At 72.5% G+C, this 15369-nt stretch carries 13 protein-coding genes; 10 read left to right on the forward strand and 3 right to left on the reverse strand.

The window, feature by feature from the left end; genetic code table 11:
• Positions 1-176: 176 nt before the first annotated feature.
• The 3 genes from lepA (at position 177) to hemW (ending at position 5452) form a co-directional block, all read left to right on the forward strand.
• A complete protein-coding gene (lepA, locus tag ACE1OA_RS23140; protein WP_356598689.1) occupies positions 177-2042 on the forward strand; it encodes a translation elongation factor 4 in 1866 nt (621 codons plus the stop codon).
• Between the two features lie 246 nt (positions 2043-2288).
• Positions 2289-4163: an AMP-dependent synthetase/ligase gene (locus ACE1OA_RS23145; RefSeq protein WP_356598687.1), complete on the forward strand. Its 1875-nt coding sequence runs from the start codon at positions 2289-2291 to the stop codon at positions 4161-4163.
• A gap of 56 nt (positions 4164-4219) precedes the next feature.
• Positions 4220-5452 carry a radical SAM family heme chaperone HemW gene (hemW, locus tag ACE1OA_RS23150; protein ID WP_356598685.1) on the forward strand — a complete coding sequence of 411 codons (1233 nt, stop codon included), beginning with the start codon at positions 4220-4222 and terminating at the stop codon, positions 5450-5452.
• Positions 5453-5519: 67 nt separating this feature from the next.
• Here hemW and ACE1OA_RS23155 read toward each other — a convergent pair whose 3' ends face one another.
• Both ACE1OA_RS23155 and ACE1OA_RS23160 read right to left on the reverse strand, forming a co-directional pair.
• A complete protein-coding gene (locus ACE1OA_RS23155; RefSeq protein ID WP_386546589.1) occupies positions 5520-6326 on the reverse strand; it encodes a DUF3097 domain-containing protein in 807 nt (268 codons plus the stop codon).
• Positions 6327-6336: 10 nt separating this feature from the next.
• Positions 6337-7068, reverse strand: a complete 732-nt coding sequence (locus tag ACE1OA_RS23160; RefSeq protein WP_356598681.1) for an MBL fold metallo-hydrolase — start codon at positions 7066-7068, stop codon at positions 6337-6339.
• Positions 7069-7223: 155 nt separating this feature from the next.
• On the opposite strand from ACE1OA_RS23160, the gene hrcA reads away from it, so the two are divergent.
• The 4 genes from hrcA (at position 7224) to ACE1OA_RS23180 (ending at position 11323) form a co-directional block, all read left to right on the forward strand.
• Positions 7224-8243 (forward strand): heat-inducible transcriptional repressor HrcA, encoded by a 1020-nt coding sequence (gene hrcA / locus ACE1OA_RS23165; protein ID WP_356598679.1) that lies wholly within the window; start codon positions 7224-7226, stop codon positions 8241-8243.
• The gene (dnaJ, locus tag ACE1OA_RS23170; RefSeq protein ID WP_147977962.1) at positions 8244-9380 is read left to right on the forward strand and encodes a molecular chaperone DnaJ; all 1137 of its coding nucleotides are present in this window, start codon (positions 8244-8246) and stop codon (positions 9378-9380) included.
• Between the two features lie 123 nt (positions 9381-9503).
• Complete coding sequence (locus ACE1OA_RS23175; RefSeq protein ID WP_356773847.1) at positions 9504-10583, forward strand: nitronate monooxygenase; 1080 nt, start codon at positions 9504-9506, stop codon at positions 10581-10583.
• The gene (locus ACE1OA_RS23180; protein ID WP_356598675.1) at positions 10580-11323 is read left to right on the forward strand and encodes a 16S rRNA (uracil(1498)-N(3))-methyltransferase; all 744 of its coding nucleotides are present in this window, start codon (positions 10580-10582) and stop codon (positions 11321-11323) included. The genes ACE1OA_RS23175 and ACE1OA_RS23180 overlap by 4 nt, the downstream gene beginning before the upstream one ends.
• 34 nt (positions 11324-11357) lie before the next feature.
• Here the strand turns inward: ACE1OA_RS23180 and ACE1OA_RS23185 are convergent, their stop codons facing one another.
• Complete coding sequence (locus ACE1OA_RS23185; RefSeq protein ID WP_356773849.1) at positions 11358-11753, reverse strand: hypothetical protein; 396 nt, start codon at positions 11751-11753, stop codon at positions 11358-11360.
• 107 nt (positions 11754-11860) lie between these two features.
• Here ACE1OA_RS23185 and ACE1OA_RS23190 point away from each other — a divergent pair, with 107 nt between their 5' ends.
• From ACE1OA_RS23190 to ACE1OA_RS23200, 3 genes are read left to right on the forward strand one after another with little or no spacing between them, the layout of a single operon-like run.
• Entirely contained in the window at positions 11861-13174 is a 1314-nt protein-coding gene (locus tag ACE1OA_RS23190; RefSeq protein ID WP_356773851.1) for an AAA family ATPase, read from the forward strand.
• A complete protein-coding gene (locus tag ACE1OA_RS23195; RefSeq protein ID WP_384867308.1) occupies positions 13171-14229 on the forward strand; it encodes a tetratricopeptide repeat protein in 1059 nt (352 codons plus the stop codon). The genes ACE1OA_RS23190 and ACE1OA_RS23195 overlap by 4 nt, the downstream gene beginning before the upstream one ends.
• The gene (locus ACE1OA_RS23200) at positions 14139-15299 is read left to right on the forward strand and encodes a tetratricopeptide repeat protein (protein WP_432753303.1); all 1161 of its coding nucleotides are present in this window, start codon (positions 14139-14141) and stop codon (positions 15297-15299) included. Before ACE1OA_RS23195 ends, ACE1OA_RS23200 begins: the two co-directional genes overlap by 91 nt.
• Positions 15300-15369: the final 70 nt, after the last annotated feature.

Here is a 15369-nt window from a genome sequence, read left to right on the forward strand (position 1 = left end):
CTTTTCAGGTTCGATGTTGTTTCTGAGAGGGTGACCCGTAGCTGAGAGGGCATACGAGACACAGCTGTCCACGGTATCAGCAGCCCTCCGGCCCGCCCAAACCGAGCGTCGCATCCCAGTCGTGGGACCATGGAGCCTACGTATCGATCCGACATCGCCCCGAGACGAGACCCTGCGTGCCCGCGACTCCTACCAACGTGCCCGAGCCGAGCCGTACCGACCCGGCTCTGATCCGCAACTTCTGCATCATCGCGCACATCGACCACGGCAAGTCGACCCTTGCCGACCGGATGCTCCAGCTGACCGGAGTGGTCGACCAGCGGCAGATGCGCGCCCAGTACCTCGACCGGATGGACATCGAGCGCGAGCGCGGCATCACGATCAAGTCCCAGGCCGTCCGTCTTCCCTGGGCGCCCACGGAGGGCGAGGGCCAGGGGAAGACCCACATCCTGAACATGATCGACACCCCCGGGCACGTCGACTTCACCTACGAGGTCTCGCGGTCGCTCGCCGCCTGCGAGGGCACGGTCCTCCTGGTCGACGCGGCGCAGGGCATCGAGGCGCAGACCCTGGCGAACCTCTACCTGGCGATGGAGAACGACCTCACCATCGTCCCGGTGCTGAACAAGATCGACCTGCCGGCCGCGCAGCCGGAGAAGTTCTCCGAGGAGCTGGCGAACCTCATCGGCTGCCAGCCCGAGGACGTGCTGAAGGTCTCCGCCAAGACCGGTCTGGGCGTCGAGGCGCTGCTCGACCGCGTGGTGGAGCGCGTCCCGGCCCCCGTCGGCGTCGCCGACGCCCCCGCCCGCGCGATGATCTTCGACTCGGTCTACGACTCCTACCGCGGTGTCGTGACCTACGTCCGTGTGGTGGACGGCCAGCTCAACAAGCGTGAGCGCATCAGGATGATGTCCACCGGCGCCACCCACGAGCTGCTGGAGATCGGCGTCTCCTCCCCGGAGATGACGCCCTCCGACGGTCTGGGCGTCGGCGAGGTCGGCTACCTCATCACCGGTGTGAAGGACGTCCGGCAGTCCAAGGTCGGTGACACGATCACCTCCCTGAGCAAGGGCGCCACCGAGCCGCTCGGCGGCTACAAGGACCCCAAGCCGATGGTGTTCTCCGGCCTCTACCCGCTGGACGGCTCGGAGTACCCGGACCTGCGTGACGCGCTCGACAAGCTCCAGCTCAACGACGCCGCCCTGGTCTACGAGCCGGAGACCTCCGCGGCCCTCGGCTTCGGCTTCCGCGTCGGCTTCCTCGGCCTGCTGCACCTGGACGTGATCCGGGAGCGCCTGGAGCGCGAGTTCGGCCTCGACCTGATCGCCACCGCCCCCAACGTGGTCTACCGCGTGGTCATGGAGGACGGGAGCGAGCACACGGTCACCAACCCGAGCGAGTTCCCCGAGGGCAAGATCAACGACGTGTTCGAGCCCGTCGTGCGCGCCACGATCCTCGCCCCCAGCGAGTTCATCGGCGCGATCATGGAGCTCTGCCAGACCCGTCGCGGCACCCTCCTGGGCATGGACTACCTCTCCGAGGACCGGGTGGAGATCCGCTACACCCTGCCCCTCGCCGAGATCGTCTTCGACTTCTTCGACCAGCTGAAGTCCAAGACGCGCGGCTACGCCTCCCTCGACTACGAGCCCACGGGCGAGCAGGCGTCCAGCCTGGTCAAGGTCGACATCCTGCTGCACGGCGACAAGGTCGACGCCTTCTCCGCCGTCACCCACAAGGACGCGGCGTACGCGTACGGCGTGCGGCTCGTCGCCAAGCTGCGCGAGCTCATCCCGCGGCAGGCCTTCGAGGTGCCGATCCAGGCCGCCATCGGCTCCCGGGTGATCGCCCGCGAGACCATCCGCGCCATCCGCAAGGACGTCCTCGCCAAGTGCTACGGCGGTGACATCTCCCGTAAGCGGAAGCTGCTGGAGAAGCAGAAGGAAGGCAAGAAGCGGATGAAGATGGTCGGTTCCGTGGAGGTCCCGCAGGAGGCGTTCATCGCCGTCCTGTCGAGTGACGACTCCGCGGGCAAGAAGAAGTAGGACGCCTCGGCCGGCCGGAGGGACTTCGGCCGATCGGCTGACTGATGCATCGAACGGGCTCACGCACTGAACAGTGCGGGGGCCCGTTCGTTATGAAGCGGGTATGAAGCGGCGGGCCGCAGGCTCTTACGCGGGCGGTCTTCGGCCATCTACTCTGATCCCGGCTCGAAGGTTACTCGCCAGTTAGAACGCGTAGAACACCAAGAACGCACCGCCTGAACGCACCGCCGCCGCCCGGAGGACGTCGTGAGCGACACACTGACCCAGATCGAGAACCGGCCGCCCTCCGTGGCGACCCTCTTCCTTGAGCGCGTCGCGCGGACTCCGGATGCGGAGGCCTATCGCTACCCGGTCCCGGCCGCCTCCGGCCAGGGGCCCGACGACTGGAAGTCGCTCACCTGGGAACAGGCCGCCGAGCGCGTCTACGCCATCGCCGCCGGACTGGTCGACCTGGGTGTCCAGCCCGAGGAGCGGGTCGCGCTCGCCTCCGCCACCCGGGTGGAGTGGATCCTCTCCGACCTCGGCGTCATGTGCGCGGGCGCCGCCACCACCACGGTCTACCCCCAGACGAACGCCGAGGAGTCGGCGTTCATCCTCTCCGACTCCGAGTCCCGGGTCCTGATCGCGGAGGACGCGGCCCAGGTGGCCAAGGCCGTCGAGCGCCGCGCCGAACTGCCGAACCTGCACCACGTGGTCGTCCTGGACGCCACGGACGTGGAGACGGACGACTGGGTCATCTCGCTCGCCGATCTGGAGGCGCGCGGCAAGGCGTACCTGGAGAAGCACCCCGAGGCGGTCAAGGAGCGGGTCGCCGCGATCACCGCGGACCAGCTCGCCACGCTGATCTACACGTCGGGCACCACCGGCCGCCCCAAGGGCGTCCGCCTCCCGCACGACAACTGGTCGTACATGGCCAAGGCCATCGCCGCCACCGGCCTGGTCACCCAGGACGACGTCCAGTACCTCTGGCTGCCGCTCGCGCACGTCTTCGGCAAGGTGCTGACCTCCGGCCAGATCGAGGTCGGCCACGTCACCGCCGTCGACGGCCGGATCGACAAGATCATCGTGAACCTGCCGGTGGTCCAGCCGACCTACATGGCGGCCGTGCCCCGCATCTTCGAGAAGGTCTACAACGGCGTCGCGGCCAAGGCCCGCGAGGGCGGCGGCGCCAAGTACAAGATCTTCCAGTGGGCGGCCGGCGTGTCCCGCGAGTACGCCAAGGTCACCCAGGACAACTTCCGCCGCACCGGCACCGCCTCCGCGCCCTTCGGTCTCACGGCCAAGCACAAGGTCGCCGACGCGCTCGTCTACAAGAAGCTGCGCGAGGCCTTCGGCGGCCGGCTGCGCGCCGCCGTCTCCGGCTCGGTCGCGCTCGCGCCCGAGATCGGCTACTTCTTCTCCGGCGCCGGCATCCACATCCTGGAGGGCTACGGCCTGACGGAGTCCAGCGCGGCCAGCTTCGTCAACCCGGGCGAGGCGTACCGCACCGGCACCGTCGGCAAGCCGCTGCCCGGCACCGAGGTCCGGATCGCCGACGACGGCGAGATCCTGCTGCGCGGCCCCGGCATCATGGAGGGCTACCACGGGCTGCCGGAGAAGACCGCCGAGGTCCTGGAGGCGGACGGCTGGTTCCACACCGGCGACATCGGCGAGCTGTCCGCCGACGGCTACCTGCGGATCACCGACCGCAAGAAGGACCTCTTCAAGACCTCCGGCGGCAAGTACATCGCCCCGACGGAGATCGAGGGCCAGTTCAAGGCCGTCTGCCCGTTCGTCTCGAACATCGTGGTCCTCGGCGCCGACCGGAACTACTGCTCCGCGCTCATCGCGCTCGACGAGCCCGCCATCCTCGGCTGGGCCGCCGAGAACGGCCTCGGCGGGAAGACGTACGCGGAGGTCGTCGGCTCCCCGGAGACCGAGAAGCTCGTGCAGGGCTACATCGAGCGCCTCAACGAGGGCCTCCAGCGCTGGCAGACGATCAAGAAGTTCCGGCTGCTGCCGCGCGACCTCGACGTCGAGCACGGCGAGCTCACCCCGAGCCTCAAGATGAAGCGTCCGGTCGTGGAGCGCACCTACCAGCACCTCATCGACGAGATGTACGCGGGAGCGCGCGAGGCCTGATCCGGGGTTTTCCACAGGCCGGAGGCTCACCTCGGGCAGTACGGGACAATGGGCTCATGCCTTCCGTACTGCCCGATGGTGAGCCCATGCCCGAGGACGGGGCGCTGCCCGCACACGCCCTGGAAGGGGCCGGGGCGCGACCGCTCGGGTTCTACCTGCACGTGCCCTACTGCGCGACCCGCTGCGGGTACTGCGACTTCAACACCTACACCGCGAGCGAGCTCCGCGGTGCCGGCGGGGTGCTCGCCTCCCGGGACAACTACGCGGGACAGGTCGTCGAGGAGATCCGGCTGGCCCGGAAGGTGCTCGGCGACGACCCGCGTCCGGTGCGGACCGTCTTCGTGGGCGGCGGCACACCCACGCTGCTCGCCGCCGGCGATCTCGTCCGGATGCTCGGCGCGATCCGCGACGAGTTCGGCCTCGCGGACGACGCCGAGGTGACCACCGAGGCCAACCCGGAGTCCGTGGACCCGGCCTACCTGGCGGAGCTGCGCGCGGGCGGCTTCAACCGCATCTCCTTCGGCATGCAGAGCGCGCGGCAGCACGTCCTGAAGGTCCTCGACCGGACCCACACCCCCGGCCGGCCCGAGGCCTGCGTGGCCGAGGCGCGGGCCGCGGGCTTCGAGCACGTCAACCTCGACCTGATCTACGGCACCCCCGGCGAGAGCGACGACGACTGGCGGGCCTCGCTCGACGCGGCGATCGGCGCCGGGCCCGACCACGTCAGCGCCTACGCGCTGATCGTCGAGGAGGGCACGCAGCTGGCCCGGCGGATCCGCCGCGGCGAGGTGCCGATGACCGACGACGACGTCCACGCGGACCGCTACCTGATCGCCGACTCCGTCTTCGCCGAGGCCGGCTTCGACTGGTACGAGGTCTCCAACTGGGCCACCTCCGAGGCGGGCCGCTGCCTGCACAACGAGCTGTACTGGCGCGGGGCCGACTGGTGGGGCGCCGGTCCGGGCGCGCACAGCCACGTCGGCGGCGTCCGGTGGTGGAACGTGAAGCACCCCGGCGCGTACGCGGCGGCCCTGGGCGAGGGGCGCTCGCCCGGCGCGGGCCGGGAGGTCCTGACGGCGGAGGACCGCCGCGTGGAGCGGATCCTGCTGGAGCTCCGGCTGCGGGAGGGCGTGGAGCTGGGGCTGCTGGCCCCGGCGGGTCTCACGGCCTCGCGCAAGGCCCTGGCGGACGGGCTCCTGGCACCGGACGCCTACGAGGCGGGCCGGGCCGCCCTGACCCTGCGCGGGCGGCTCCTGGCGGACGCGGTGGTCCGCGACCTGGTCGACTAGGTCCTGTCCGGGCGGGGGCCCGGGAGGTGCGGCCCGGGGGCGGCGGCCACCGCCCCCGGGCGTCTCCCTATGCCTCCGGCGCCGTCACGAAGTCGATCAGCTCCTCGACCCGGCCCAGCAGCGCCGGTTCCAGGTCCTTGTAGCTGTGGACCTTCGACAGGATGTGGCGCCAGGCCGCGCCCGTGTTCTCGGGCCAGCCCAGGGCCCGGCAGACGCCGGTCTTCCAGTCCAGCCCGCGCGGAACCGCCGGCCACGCCGGGATGCCCACGGAGGACGGCTTCACCGCCTCCCAGACATCGATGTACGGGTGGCCGACGATCAGCACGTCGTCGCCCGTGACCGACGCGGCCAGGCGGGACTCCTTCGACCCGGGGACCAGGTGGTCCACCAGCACGCCCAGCCGCGCGTCGGGCGCCGGCCCGAACTCCGCGACGATCGCCGGGAGGTCGTCGACGCCCTCCAGGTACTCCACGACGACTCCCTCCACGCGCAGGTCGTCGCCCCAGACCCGCTCGACGAGCTCGGCGTCGTGACGGCCCTCCACGTAGATGCGGCCCGCCCGCGCGACCCGCGCCCGGGCGCCGGGCACCGCGATCGACCCCGACGCCGTCCGGCTGGGACGCGCCGGCCCCGCGGGCGGCCGGACCAGCGTCACCACGCGGCCCTCCAGCAGGAAGCCGCGTGGTTCCATCGGGAAGACGCGGTGCTTGCCGAAGCGGTCCTCCAGGGTCACCGTGCCCGCCTCGCAGCGGATCACCGCCCCGCAGAACCCCGTCGCGACCTCCTCGACGACGAGGTCCGGCTCGGCGGGGACCTCCGGGACGGGGGCCGATCGCTTCCAAGGGGGCGTCAGATCCGGGTTGTAGCTGCGCATTCGCGCGACGTTATGACACTCCGAAGCGCCGTGCCAGCTCATCGCGCTGCGTCCGCACGAACGCGGCGTCGACGACGGCCCCGTGCCCCGGCACGTACACCGCCTCCTCGCCGCCCAGCGCCAGCAGCCGGTCGAGCGCCGCCGGCCAGCGCGCGGGGATCGCGTCACTCCCGGCCTGCGGCTCACCCGACTCCTCCACCAGGTCGCCGCAGAAGACGACCTCGGGGCCGCCGTCCGGATCCGGGACGAGCAGCGCCAGGTCGTGGCCCGAGTGGCCGGGTCCGACGTTGGCCAGGAGCACCTGCCGCCCGCCCAGGTCGAGGGTCCACTCGCCGGACACCGTGTGGCGCGGGGTCACCAGGACGTCGACGGCCTCCTCCGCCGCATGTTCGTCCACCCCCTGGCGCACCGCGTCCGTCCGCAGTGCGTCCGCCTCCCGCCGCAGCAGCTCGTCGAGACCCACCGCGCCGTACACCTCCGCCCCGGCGAACACCGCGGTGCCCAGCACGTGGTCGAAATGCGGGTGGCTCAGTGCGATGTGCGTCACTCTCCGGCCCCCCGTCAGGGCCTCCACCTGGGCCCGCAGCTCGGCCCCCTCGCGGAGCGTGGAGCCCGTGTCGTACAGCAGAACGGCCGCCTCGCCGAGCACCAGGCCCACCGTGGCGTCCCAGCCCGGCAGCCGCCGGCGGCCCACGCCGTCACCGAGTCGTTCCCAGCCGGACTCTTCCCAAGCGACATTCATGCGGCGACGCTATCCGCTACGACGCGGCAGGGACGCGGCCTCCTTGCCAGGAGCGACGCCCGCCGCCGTACACTGGCCGGGGGATTCCTGGCACTCGGACAGGGCGAGTGCCAAACACGGAGCAACCGGAACGACGACAGCTGGAGGTGTGCGCCATGCTCAGCGAACGCAGGCTCGAGGTGCTGCGCGCGATCGTCCAGGACTACGTCGGGACGGAGGAGCCGGTCGGTTCCAAGGCCCTCACGGAGCGTCACAAGCTCGGCGTCTCGCCGGCCACCGTGCGCAACGACATGGCGGTCCTGGAGGAGGAGGGCTTCATCGCCCAGCCCCACACCAGCGCCGGGCGCATCCCCACGGACAAGGGCTACCGGCTCTTCGTCGACCGGCTCGCCGGCGTCAAGCCGCTGTCGACGCCGGAGCGGCGGGCCATCCACAACTTCCTGGACGGCGCCGTCGACCTCGACGACGTCGTCGGGCGCACCGTCCGGCTGCTCGCGCAGCTGACCCGGCAGGTCGCCGTGGTGCAGTACCCCTCGCTGACCCGTTCGACGGTCCGGCACGTGGAGCTGCTCTCGCTGGCCCCCGCCCGGCTGATGCTCGTCCTGATCACGGACACCGGACGGGTCGAGCAGCGGATGATCGACTGCCCGGCGCCGTTCGGCGAGAGCTCGCTGGCCGACCTGCGGGCCCGGCTCAACAGCCGGGTCGTCGGCCGCCGCTTCGCGGATGTGCCGCAGTTGGTGCAGGATCTTCCGGAGTCCTTCGAGGAGACGGAGGACCGCGGCACGGTCACGGCGGTGCTCGCGACCCTGCTGGAAACCCTGGTGGAAGAGCACGAGGAACGGCTGATGATCGGCGGCACCGCCAATCTCACCCGCTTCGGGCACGACTTCCCCCTCACGATCAGGCCGGTGCTGGAGGCGCTGGAGGAGCAGGTCGTGCTCCTCAAGCTGCTCGGCGAGGCCAAGGACTCGGGCATGACCGTACGGATCGGGCACGAGATCGCCCACGAGGGCCTCACGTCCACGTCCGTCGTCGCGGTCGGCTACGGTTCGGGCGACGAGGCAGTCGCCAAACTCGGCGTGGTCGGACCGACCCGCATGGACTACCCCGGAACGATGGGAGCGGTACGCGCAGTGGCACGTTACGTCGGACAGATCCTGGCGGAGTCGTAAGTGGCCACGGACTACTACGCCGTACTCGGCGTGCGCCGCGACGCGTCCCAGGACGAGATCAAGAAGGCATTCCGGCGGCTCGCCCGCGAGCTGCACCCGGATGTCAATCCCGATCCGAAGACGCAGGAGCGCTTCAAGGAGATCAACGCCGCTTACGAGGTGCTGTCGGACCCGCAGAAGAAGCAGGTCTACGACCTCGGCGGCGACCCGCTCTCGCAGGCCGGCGGCGGTGGCGCGGGCGGCTTCGGCGCGGGTGGCTTCGGGAACTTCTCGGACATCATGGACGCCTTCTTCGGCACGGCGTCGCAGCGCGGACCGCGCTCGCGCACCCGCCGCGGCCAGGACGCCATGATCCGGCTGGAGATCGACCTCAACGAGGCCGCCTTCGGCACGACCAAGGACATCCAGGTCGACACCGCGGTCGTGTGCACGACCTGTTCCGGCGAGGGCGCCGCGCCCGGCACCTCCGCGCAGACCTGTGACATGTGTCGCGGTCGCGGCGAGGTCTCCCAGGTCACCCGGTCCTTCCTGGGCCAGGTCATGACCTCCCGCCCCTGCCCGCAGTGCCAGGGCTTCGGCACGGTCGTCCCCACGCCGTGCCCGGAGTGCGCCGGCGACGGACGCGTCCGCTCGCGCCGCACCCTCACGGTCAAGATCCCGGCCGGTGTCGACAACGGCACCCGGATCCAGCTCGCCGGCGAGGGCGAGGTCGGCCCCGGCGGCGGTCCCGCCGGTGACCTGTACGTCGAGATCCACGAGGTCCCGCACGAGGTCTTCCAGCGGCGCGGCGACGACCTGCACTGCACGGTCACGATCCCGATGACGGCGGGCGCGCTCGGCACGAAGGTGCCGCTGCAGACGCTCGACGGCATGGAGGAGGTCGACATCCGTCCGGGCACCCAGTCCGGCCAGTCGATCCCGCTGCACGGGCGAGGCATCACGCACCTGCGGGGCGGCGGCCGCGGCGACCTGATCGTGCACGTCGAGGTCATGACCCCGTCGAAGCTCGACCCGGAGCAGGAGCGGCTGCTGCGCGAGCTGGCGAAGCTGCGTGGCGAGGAGCGGCCCACGGGCCAGTTCCAGCCGGGCCAGCAGGGCCTGTTCTCGCGGCTCAAGGACGCGTTCAACGGCCGCTGAGAACGATCGGCCCGGCTCCTCGTGAGCCGGGTCCCGACACCGTCCGCCGGGGCGGCACGCGCAGCCGGCGCGTGCCGCCCCGGCGTTTTCGGCCGTGGCCTGCGGCCATGGCACGATGCCTGCATGTCCACCGCACTGAGCGATCTATGCCGTTACCCGATCGTGCAGGCCCCCATGGCGGGTGGCGCGTCCTGTCCGCAGCTGGTCGGAGCGGTCTGCGAGGCCGGCGGCCTGGGGTTCCTGGCCGGCGGGTACAAGACGGCCGGCGGCATGTACCAGGAGATCAAGCAGGTCCGCGGGCTGACCGCGCAGCCCTTCGGGGTCAACCTCTTCATGCCGCAGGGCGGGCAGGCCGCCGATCCCGCCGCGGTCGAGATGTACCGGCACCAGCTGGCCGGCGAGGCCACCTGGTACGACACCGAGCTCGGTGACGCGGACACCGGCCGCGACGACGCCTTCGACGCCAAGCTGGCCATCCTGCTCGACGACCCGGTCCCGGTCGTCTCCTTCACCTTCGGCTGCCCCGCCCGGGACACGCTCGACGCCTTCGGCCGCGCCGGTACGTTCACGATCGTCACCGTCACCTCGGCGGAGGAGGCCAGGACCGCGCAGCGGGCCGGCGCCGACGCGGTCTGCGTCCAGGGCGCCGAGGCCGGCGGGCACCAGGGCACCCACCGCGACGACCCGGACGTCGACCTGTCCGCCGGGACCGGCCTGCTGGCCCTCGTCACGCAGGTCCGCGAGACCGTCCAGCTGCCGATCATCGCGAGCGGCGGGCTGATGCGCGGGGCGCAGATCGCCGCCGTGCTCGCCGCCGGGGCGGACGCGGCGCAGCTCGGCACCGCGTTCCTCGTCTGTCCCGAATCGGCCGCGCACCCGCTGCACAAGCAGGCGCTGACCAACCCCCTCTTCTGCCGCACCGAGCTGACCCGGGCCTTCTCCGGACGCCCGGCGCGCGGGCTCGTGAACCGCTTCGTGCGCGAGCACGGGCCGTACGCCCCCGCCGCCTACCCCGAGGTGCACCACCTCACCGCGCCGCTGCGCAAGGCCGCCGCCACCGCCGGCGACGCCCAGGGCATGGCCCTGTGGGCCGGCCAGGGGCACCGGCTCGCCCGTGAACTCCCGGCCGGCCAGCTCGTCGAGGTGCTGGCCGCCGAACTCGACACCGCCTACTCCGCGCTGGCCCACAGGAGCGCCTCATGACCGCACCCGTCTTCGTCGTCGACGCCGTCCCCGGCGCCGGCACCTTCCTCCTGGACGGCCCCGAGGGCCGCCACGCCGTCGCCGTGAAGCGGCTGCGGGCGGGGGAGGAGCTCGTCCTCACGGACGGGCGGGGCGGCTGGGCCGCGTGCGTGGTGACGGCCGCCGAGGGCCGGGACCAGCTGACCGTGGAGGTCCGGGAGGCGCAGGTGGATCCCGAGCCCACGCCCCGCATCACCGTGATCCAGGCACTGCCCAAGGGCGACCGGGGCGAACTCGCCGTCGAGATCATGACCGAGACGGGTGTCGACGCGATCGTGCCGTGGGCGGCGTCGCGCTGCATCACCCAGTGGAAGGGCGACCGGGGCCTCAAGGCGCTCGCCAAGTGGCGGGCCACCGCCCGGGAGGCGGGCAAGCAGTCCCGCCGCACCCGCTTCCCCGAGGTCGCCGACGCGATGAGCACCAAGCAGGCGGCGGCACTCCTGGCGCGCGCCGACTTCGCCGCCGTCCTGCACGAGGACCGCGACCACCCGAGCGGCGCGCTGGCCGACGCCCCGCTTCCCGCCGAGGGCGAGATCGTGCTCGTCGTCGGCCCCGAGGGAGGCGTCTCCCCGGAGGAGCTCGCCGCCTTCGAGGAGGCCGGGGCGAAGCCGTACCGCCTGGGGCACAGCGTCCTGCGCACCTCCACCGCCGGAACCGCCGCCACGGCCCTGCTGCTGGGCCGCACGGGCCGCTGGAGCTGAGGGCCGTCGCGCGGGCGTGGTCGACGGCGCCCGGTCAGGGTGAGGACGGATCCGGCGCCACCGCGTCGAAGAGCGGCCAGCCGTCGACCTCGGTCACCCCGTGGGCGTCCGGCAGCAGGTCGCGCGCCGCGGCCTCGTCGAGCAACCGGCGGACGGCGCCCGGCTCGTGGAGGTTGAGGTCGCGGTCCCTGGTCCCGACACCGCCGTCGGCCCCCGTCCCGTCCGACGCGAAGCGCCCGTCGCCCGACCTGAACACCAGCCGCAGCTGGGCGTGCCGGTCGTCCGCGCGCCGCAGCGTCAGCAGCTCCCGGCAGTCCGGATGGACCCGGCGGCCCTCGGCGTCCCGTACCGCGGTGTGGGCGTGCGCCACCGACCACAGCCACACCGTCTCGCCCACCACCAGCCTGCGCGGCACCCGTTCGCGTCTCATCCGGGCACTCTAGGTCCCGCCCCGGCGGTCCTCCCCGGAATTTCCCGGCCCGCGGATTGCCCGAACCCGGTGGACGGCCAAGCCGGGTCGCTCCCTAGGCTGGCCGCATGTCCGACGAGTCCCCCCTCATCCGTAGTCTGCGCGCCGCCGTCGCCGCCGCGCCGGAAGACGTCCCCCTGCGGCTGCACTTCGCCGAACTGCTCCTCGCGGAGGGGCGCGGCGACGAGGCCGTCACGGAGGCGGCCGTCGCGCTCCAGCACGCCCCCGGCGACGAGGCGGCCCGCGCCCTGATGGTCCGCGCGATGGGGCTGCCCGCGGCCCCGCCGGCCCCGCCGTCCGCGCCGAGGGCCACCGAGCCGCCGGCCGCGCCCCGGACCGAGACCCCCGAAACCCCCGCCGAAACGGCCGCGTTCGACTGGGCGGCCGCCGAGCAGGAGATCGGGGACCTCGTCGGACCCCGCTTCGTCACCGGTGACGGGGACGGCCTGGAGCAGCCGCTGACCGCCGACGGCAGCGGCGACGCCGGGGACACGTCCGCCTGGGACGTCGACGGCCCCGGCGCCGTACGGCTGGCCGACGTCGGCGGCATGCAGGACGTCAAGGACCGCCTGGAGGCCGCCTTCCTCGCCCCCATGCGCAACCCCGAACTGCGCAGGCTCTACGGCAAGTCGCTGCGCGGCGGCCTGCTCCTGTACGGTCCGCCCGGCTGCGGCAAGACCTTCATCGCCCGCGCCGTCGCCGGCGAGCTCGGGGCGAGCTTCATGTCGATCTCGCTCTCCGACATCCTCGACATGTACATCGGCACGTCCGAGAAGAACGTCCACGACATCTTCGAGACCGCCCGTCGCCAGGCCCCCTGCGTCGTCTTCCTCGACGAGCTGGACGCGCTCGGTGCCAAGCGCTCCCGCACCCACCACAGCGGCCTGCGCAACGTCGTCAACCAGCTGCTCACCGAGCTCGACGGCATCGACAGCGCCGACAACGACGGCGTCTTCGTGCTCGCCGCCACCAACGTGCCCTGGGACGTGGACCTCGCCCTGCGCCGGCCCGGCCGTCTGGACCGCACCCTGCTCGTCCTGCCGCCCGACGCCGCGGCCCGGGACGCGATCCTCCGCTACCACCTGCGCGACCGTCCCATCGAGTCCGTCGACCTGGGCAAGCTCGTCAAGGTCACCGAGGACTTCTCCGGAGCCGACCTCGCCCACCTCTGCGAGACCGCCGCGGAGTCCGCGCTCCTCGACTCCGCCCGCACCGGCCGCGTACGGATGATCGACATGAAGGACCTGCTGGGCGCGGCGAAGCAGATCAAGCCGTCCAGCGAGTCCTGGTTCGCCTCCGCCCGGAACGTCGCGATGTTCGCCAACGACGGCGGGATGTACGACGACCTGGTCGCCTACCTCAAGAAGAAGCGGAAGCTGTGACCACGCATCCGCAGGTTCTCCAGGCCCGCCTGCTCTACGAGATGTGGCGCCCGCAGGAGGGCCACGAGCTGCTCGGCCGCCGCCTCGCGGAGGACCCGGACGACCACGAGGCGTGGGCGGTGCTCGGCCAGTGCCTCATGAGCCTGGAGCGGCCGTCGGAGGCCCTCGCCGCCGCGCGGGAATCCCTGCGGCTCGAACCGCAGTACCTCGACGCCCACTTCGTCCGCGGCTGGGTGCTGCGCCGCATGGGCCGGCTGGAGGAGGCCGAGGCGGCGCAGCGCCAGGCGATACGCATCGACCCGCACGCCTGGGGACCCCGCCGCCAGCTCGCCGAGCTGCTGCTCGAACGCGCGCCGGACCGCCCCGAGGAGGCGTTCGAGCACGCCGAGGAGGCGGTACGGATCGGGCCGGAGGAGGCGCAGCCCTGGGAGACGATGTACAAGGTCGCCGCCTTCCACGGCCGGACCGGGCGGGCCGAGGAGGCCCTCCGGCAGCTGCTGCGGATCGACCCCACGCACACCCTCGCCGTCACGGTGAGCACGGAGCGCGAGGCGGCGCGCCCCGGGACCTCCGCCGCGAAGGCCGCCGACGTGTACGCGGGCGGTCTCGCCGCGGCCCCCGAGTCCGGCGCCCTGCGGGAGAACCTCGACAAGGCCGTCTACCGGATGCTGCGCGGCACCCGCTGGCTCGCCCTGCTCTGCCTGGTCATGGCCGCCCTCACCGTCGACGTCTTCCCCACCGACGGCGAGGCGAAGGACCTGCCGGTCCACCTCGGCACCCGGCTCTGGGCGCTGTGCCTGATGGCGGCGGTGTGGGGCTTCGGTGCCTGGCGCCGCTACCGCCGGATGCGCACCGGAGCGCGCCTCACGGCGGCCGCCCTGGTCCGCCGCGCGTTCTGGCCCCGGGTCGTCCTCGGCCAGGCCGTCCTCGCCACCCTGTGCGCGCTGCTGCTCGTGACGGTGCCGTGGAGCGAGCGCACGATCCCCCAGGTCCTGTTCTGGCTGGGTCTCGTACCGAATCTGCTCAGCATCACGCACGACAGGGACAAGGTCTGATGAGCCAGGTACTGGAGCGCGCCGACGCGCTCTTCGACGTCGGCCGGTACGAACAGGCCGCCACGCTCGCCGCCCAGCACCTGGCGAGCGATCCGGAGGACGCCACCGGCCTCGTACTGCTCGCCCGCTGCCAGCACCGCCTCGGCCGGGAGCAGGAGGCGCTCGCCTCCGTCGAGCGGGCGCTGACCGCCGAACCCGGCTCGCTGCCGGCCTGGTTGATGCGCACCCACGTCCTGCTCGCGCTCCGCCGGTACGAGGAGGCCGAGGCCGCCGCCCGGCACGCGGTGGAACTCGCCCCGCAGTACTGGGGCGGCCACTACGCGCTGGGCACCGTCCTCGACCGGTCCAGCCGCCCCGAACGCAGGCGCGCCGCCTACGAGGCGGCCCGAACCGCCGTGGCCCTCGCCCCCGACGAGAGCGACGCGCACTTCCTGGTCGGGCTCACCGCCCAGCGCAACGGCGACCACCGGGTCGCCCAGCAGGCGTACGAGACGGCGCTGCGGCTCGACCCGGAGAGCAGCGAGGCCCACAACAACCTCTCCCTGCTCCATCTGCGCCGCCGCTGGTTCCGGCGCGGCGCGTGGACCAAGGCCGCCGAGGGCTTCGTCGAGTCCGCGGCTCTCGACATCAACGACCGGCAGGCCCGCTACAACCTGGAGACGATGGCCTGGAGCACCGCCGCCGGCGCCCGCTGGGTGGCCCTGCTCGGCTGCGTGGCGGCCACCTTCGGATCGGCCCAGCTGCGCGGCGGGGGCTCCGGCGCCGACGCCGTCGTGCCCTTCCTGATCGGTGTGGCGGTCCTCGTCGGCGGCTGGGGCGGCTGGGCGCTGCTGATGACCCGGCGCGTCCCGTCCCGGCTCCGCCGCCCCCTGCTCCTGGTGGCACGCGGCTGCGGTCCGGTCCTCGCGATGGCCGTCGCGGTGGGACTGCTCGGCCTGCAGGCGGTGCTGACGCTCGCGCTGTGGCGGGTGGAGGTCTTCGCGGCGCTGGCCTATCCGCTGTTCTGGGGCACGGTGATCACCTACTGGGTGAGCCGCTCCGCCCTCCAGCGCCGCGCCCCCAAGCCGTAGGAGCTGCCGGAACGGAGCCGGGACCCGTCCACGAGCCCCGGGCCCCGCTCCCCGCGCGGCCGATACGATG

The organism is Streptomyces sp. JL2001, from assembly GCF_050917515.1.
Lineage (GTDB): Bacteria > Actinomycetota > Actinomycetes > Streptomycetales > Streptomycetaceae > Streptomyces.

What these genes read in the sequence shown, in the direction of transcription:
- hemW (WP_356598685.1), top strand. Translation starts at nt 4,220, where the DNA reads ATGCCTTCCGTACTGCCCGATGGTGAGCCCATGCCCGAGGACGGGGCG.
- ACE1OA_RS23155 (WP_386546589.1), bottom strand. Translation starts at nt 6,326, where the DNA reads ATGCGCAGCTACAACCCGGATCTGACGCCCCCTTGGAAGCGATCGGCC.
- ACE1OA_RS23160 (WP_356598681.1), bottom strand. Translation starts at nt 7,068, where the DNA reads ATGAATGTCGCTTGGGAAGAGTCCGGCTGGGAACGACTCGGTGACGGC.
- hrcA (WP_356598679.1), top strand. Translation starts at nt 7,224, where the DNA reads ATGCTCAGCGAACGCAGGCTCGAGGTGCTGCGCGCGATCGTCCAGGAC.
- ACE1OA_RS23175 (WP_356773847.1), top strand. Translation starts at nt 9,504, where the DNA reads ATGTCCACCGCACTGAGCGATCTATGCCGTTACCCGATCGTGCAGGCC.
- ACE1OA_RS23180 (WP_356598675.1), top strand. Translation starts at nt 10,580, where the DNA reads ATGACCGCACCCGTCTTCGTCGTCGACGCCGTCCCCGGCGCCGGCACC.
- ACE1OA_RS23185 (WP_356773849.1), bottom strand. Translation starts at nt 11,753, where the DNA reads ATGAGACGCGAACGGGTGCCGCGCAGGCTGGTGGTGGGCGAGACGGTG.
- ACE1OA_RS23190 (WP_356773851.1), top strand. Translation starts at nt 11,861, where the DNA reads ATGTCCGACGAGTCCCCCCTCATCCGTAGTCTGCGCGCCGCCGTCGCC.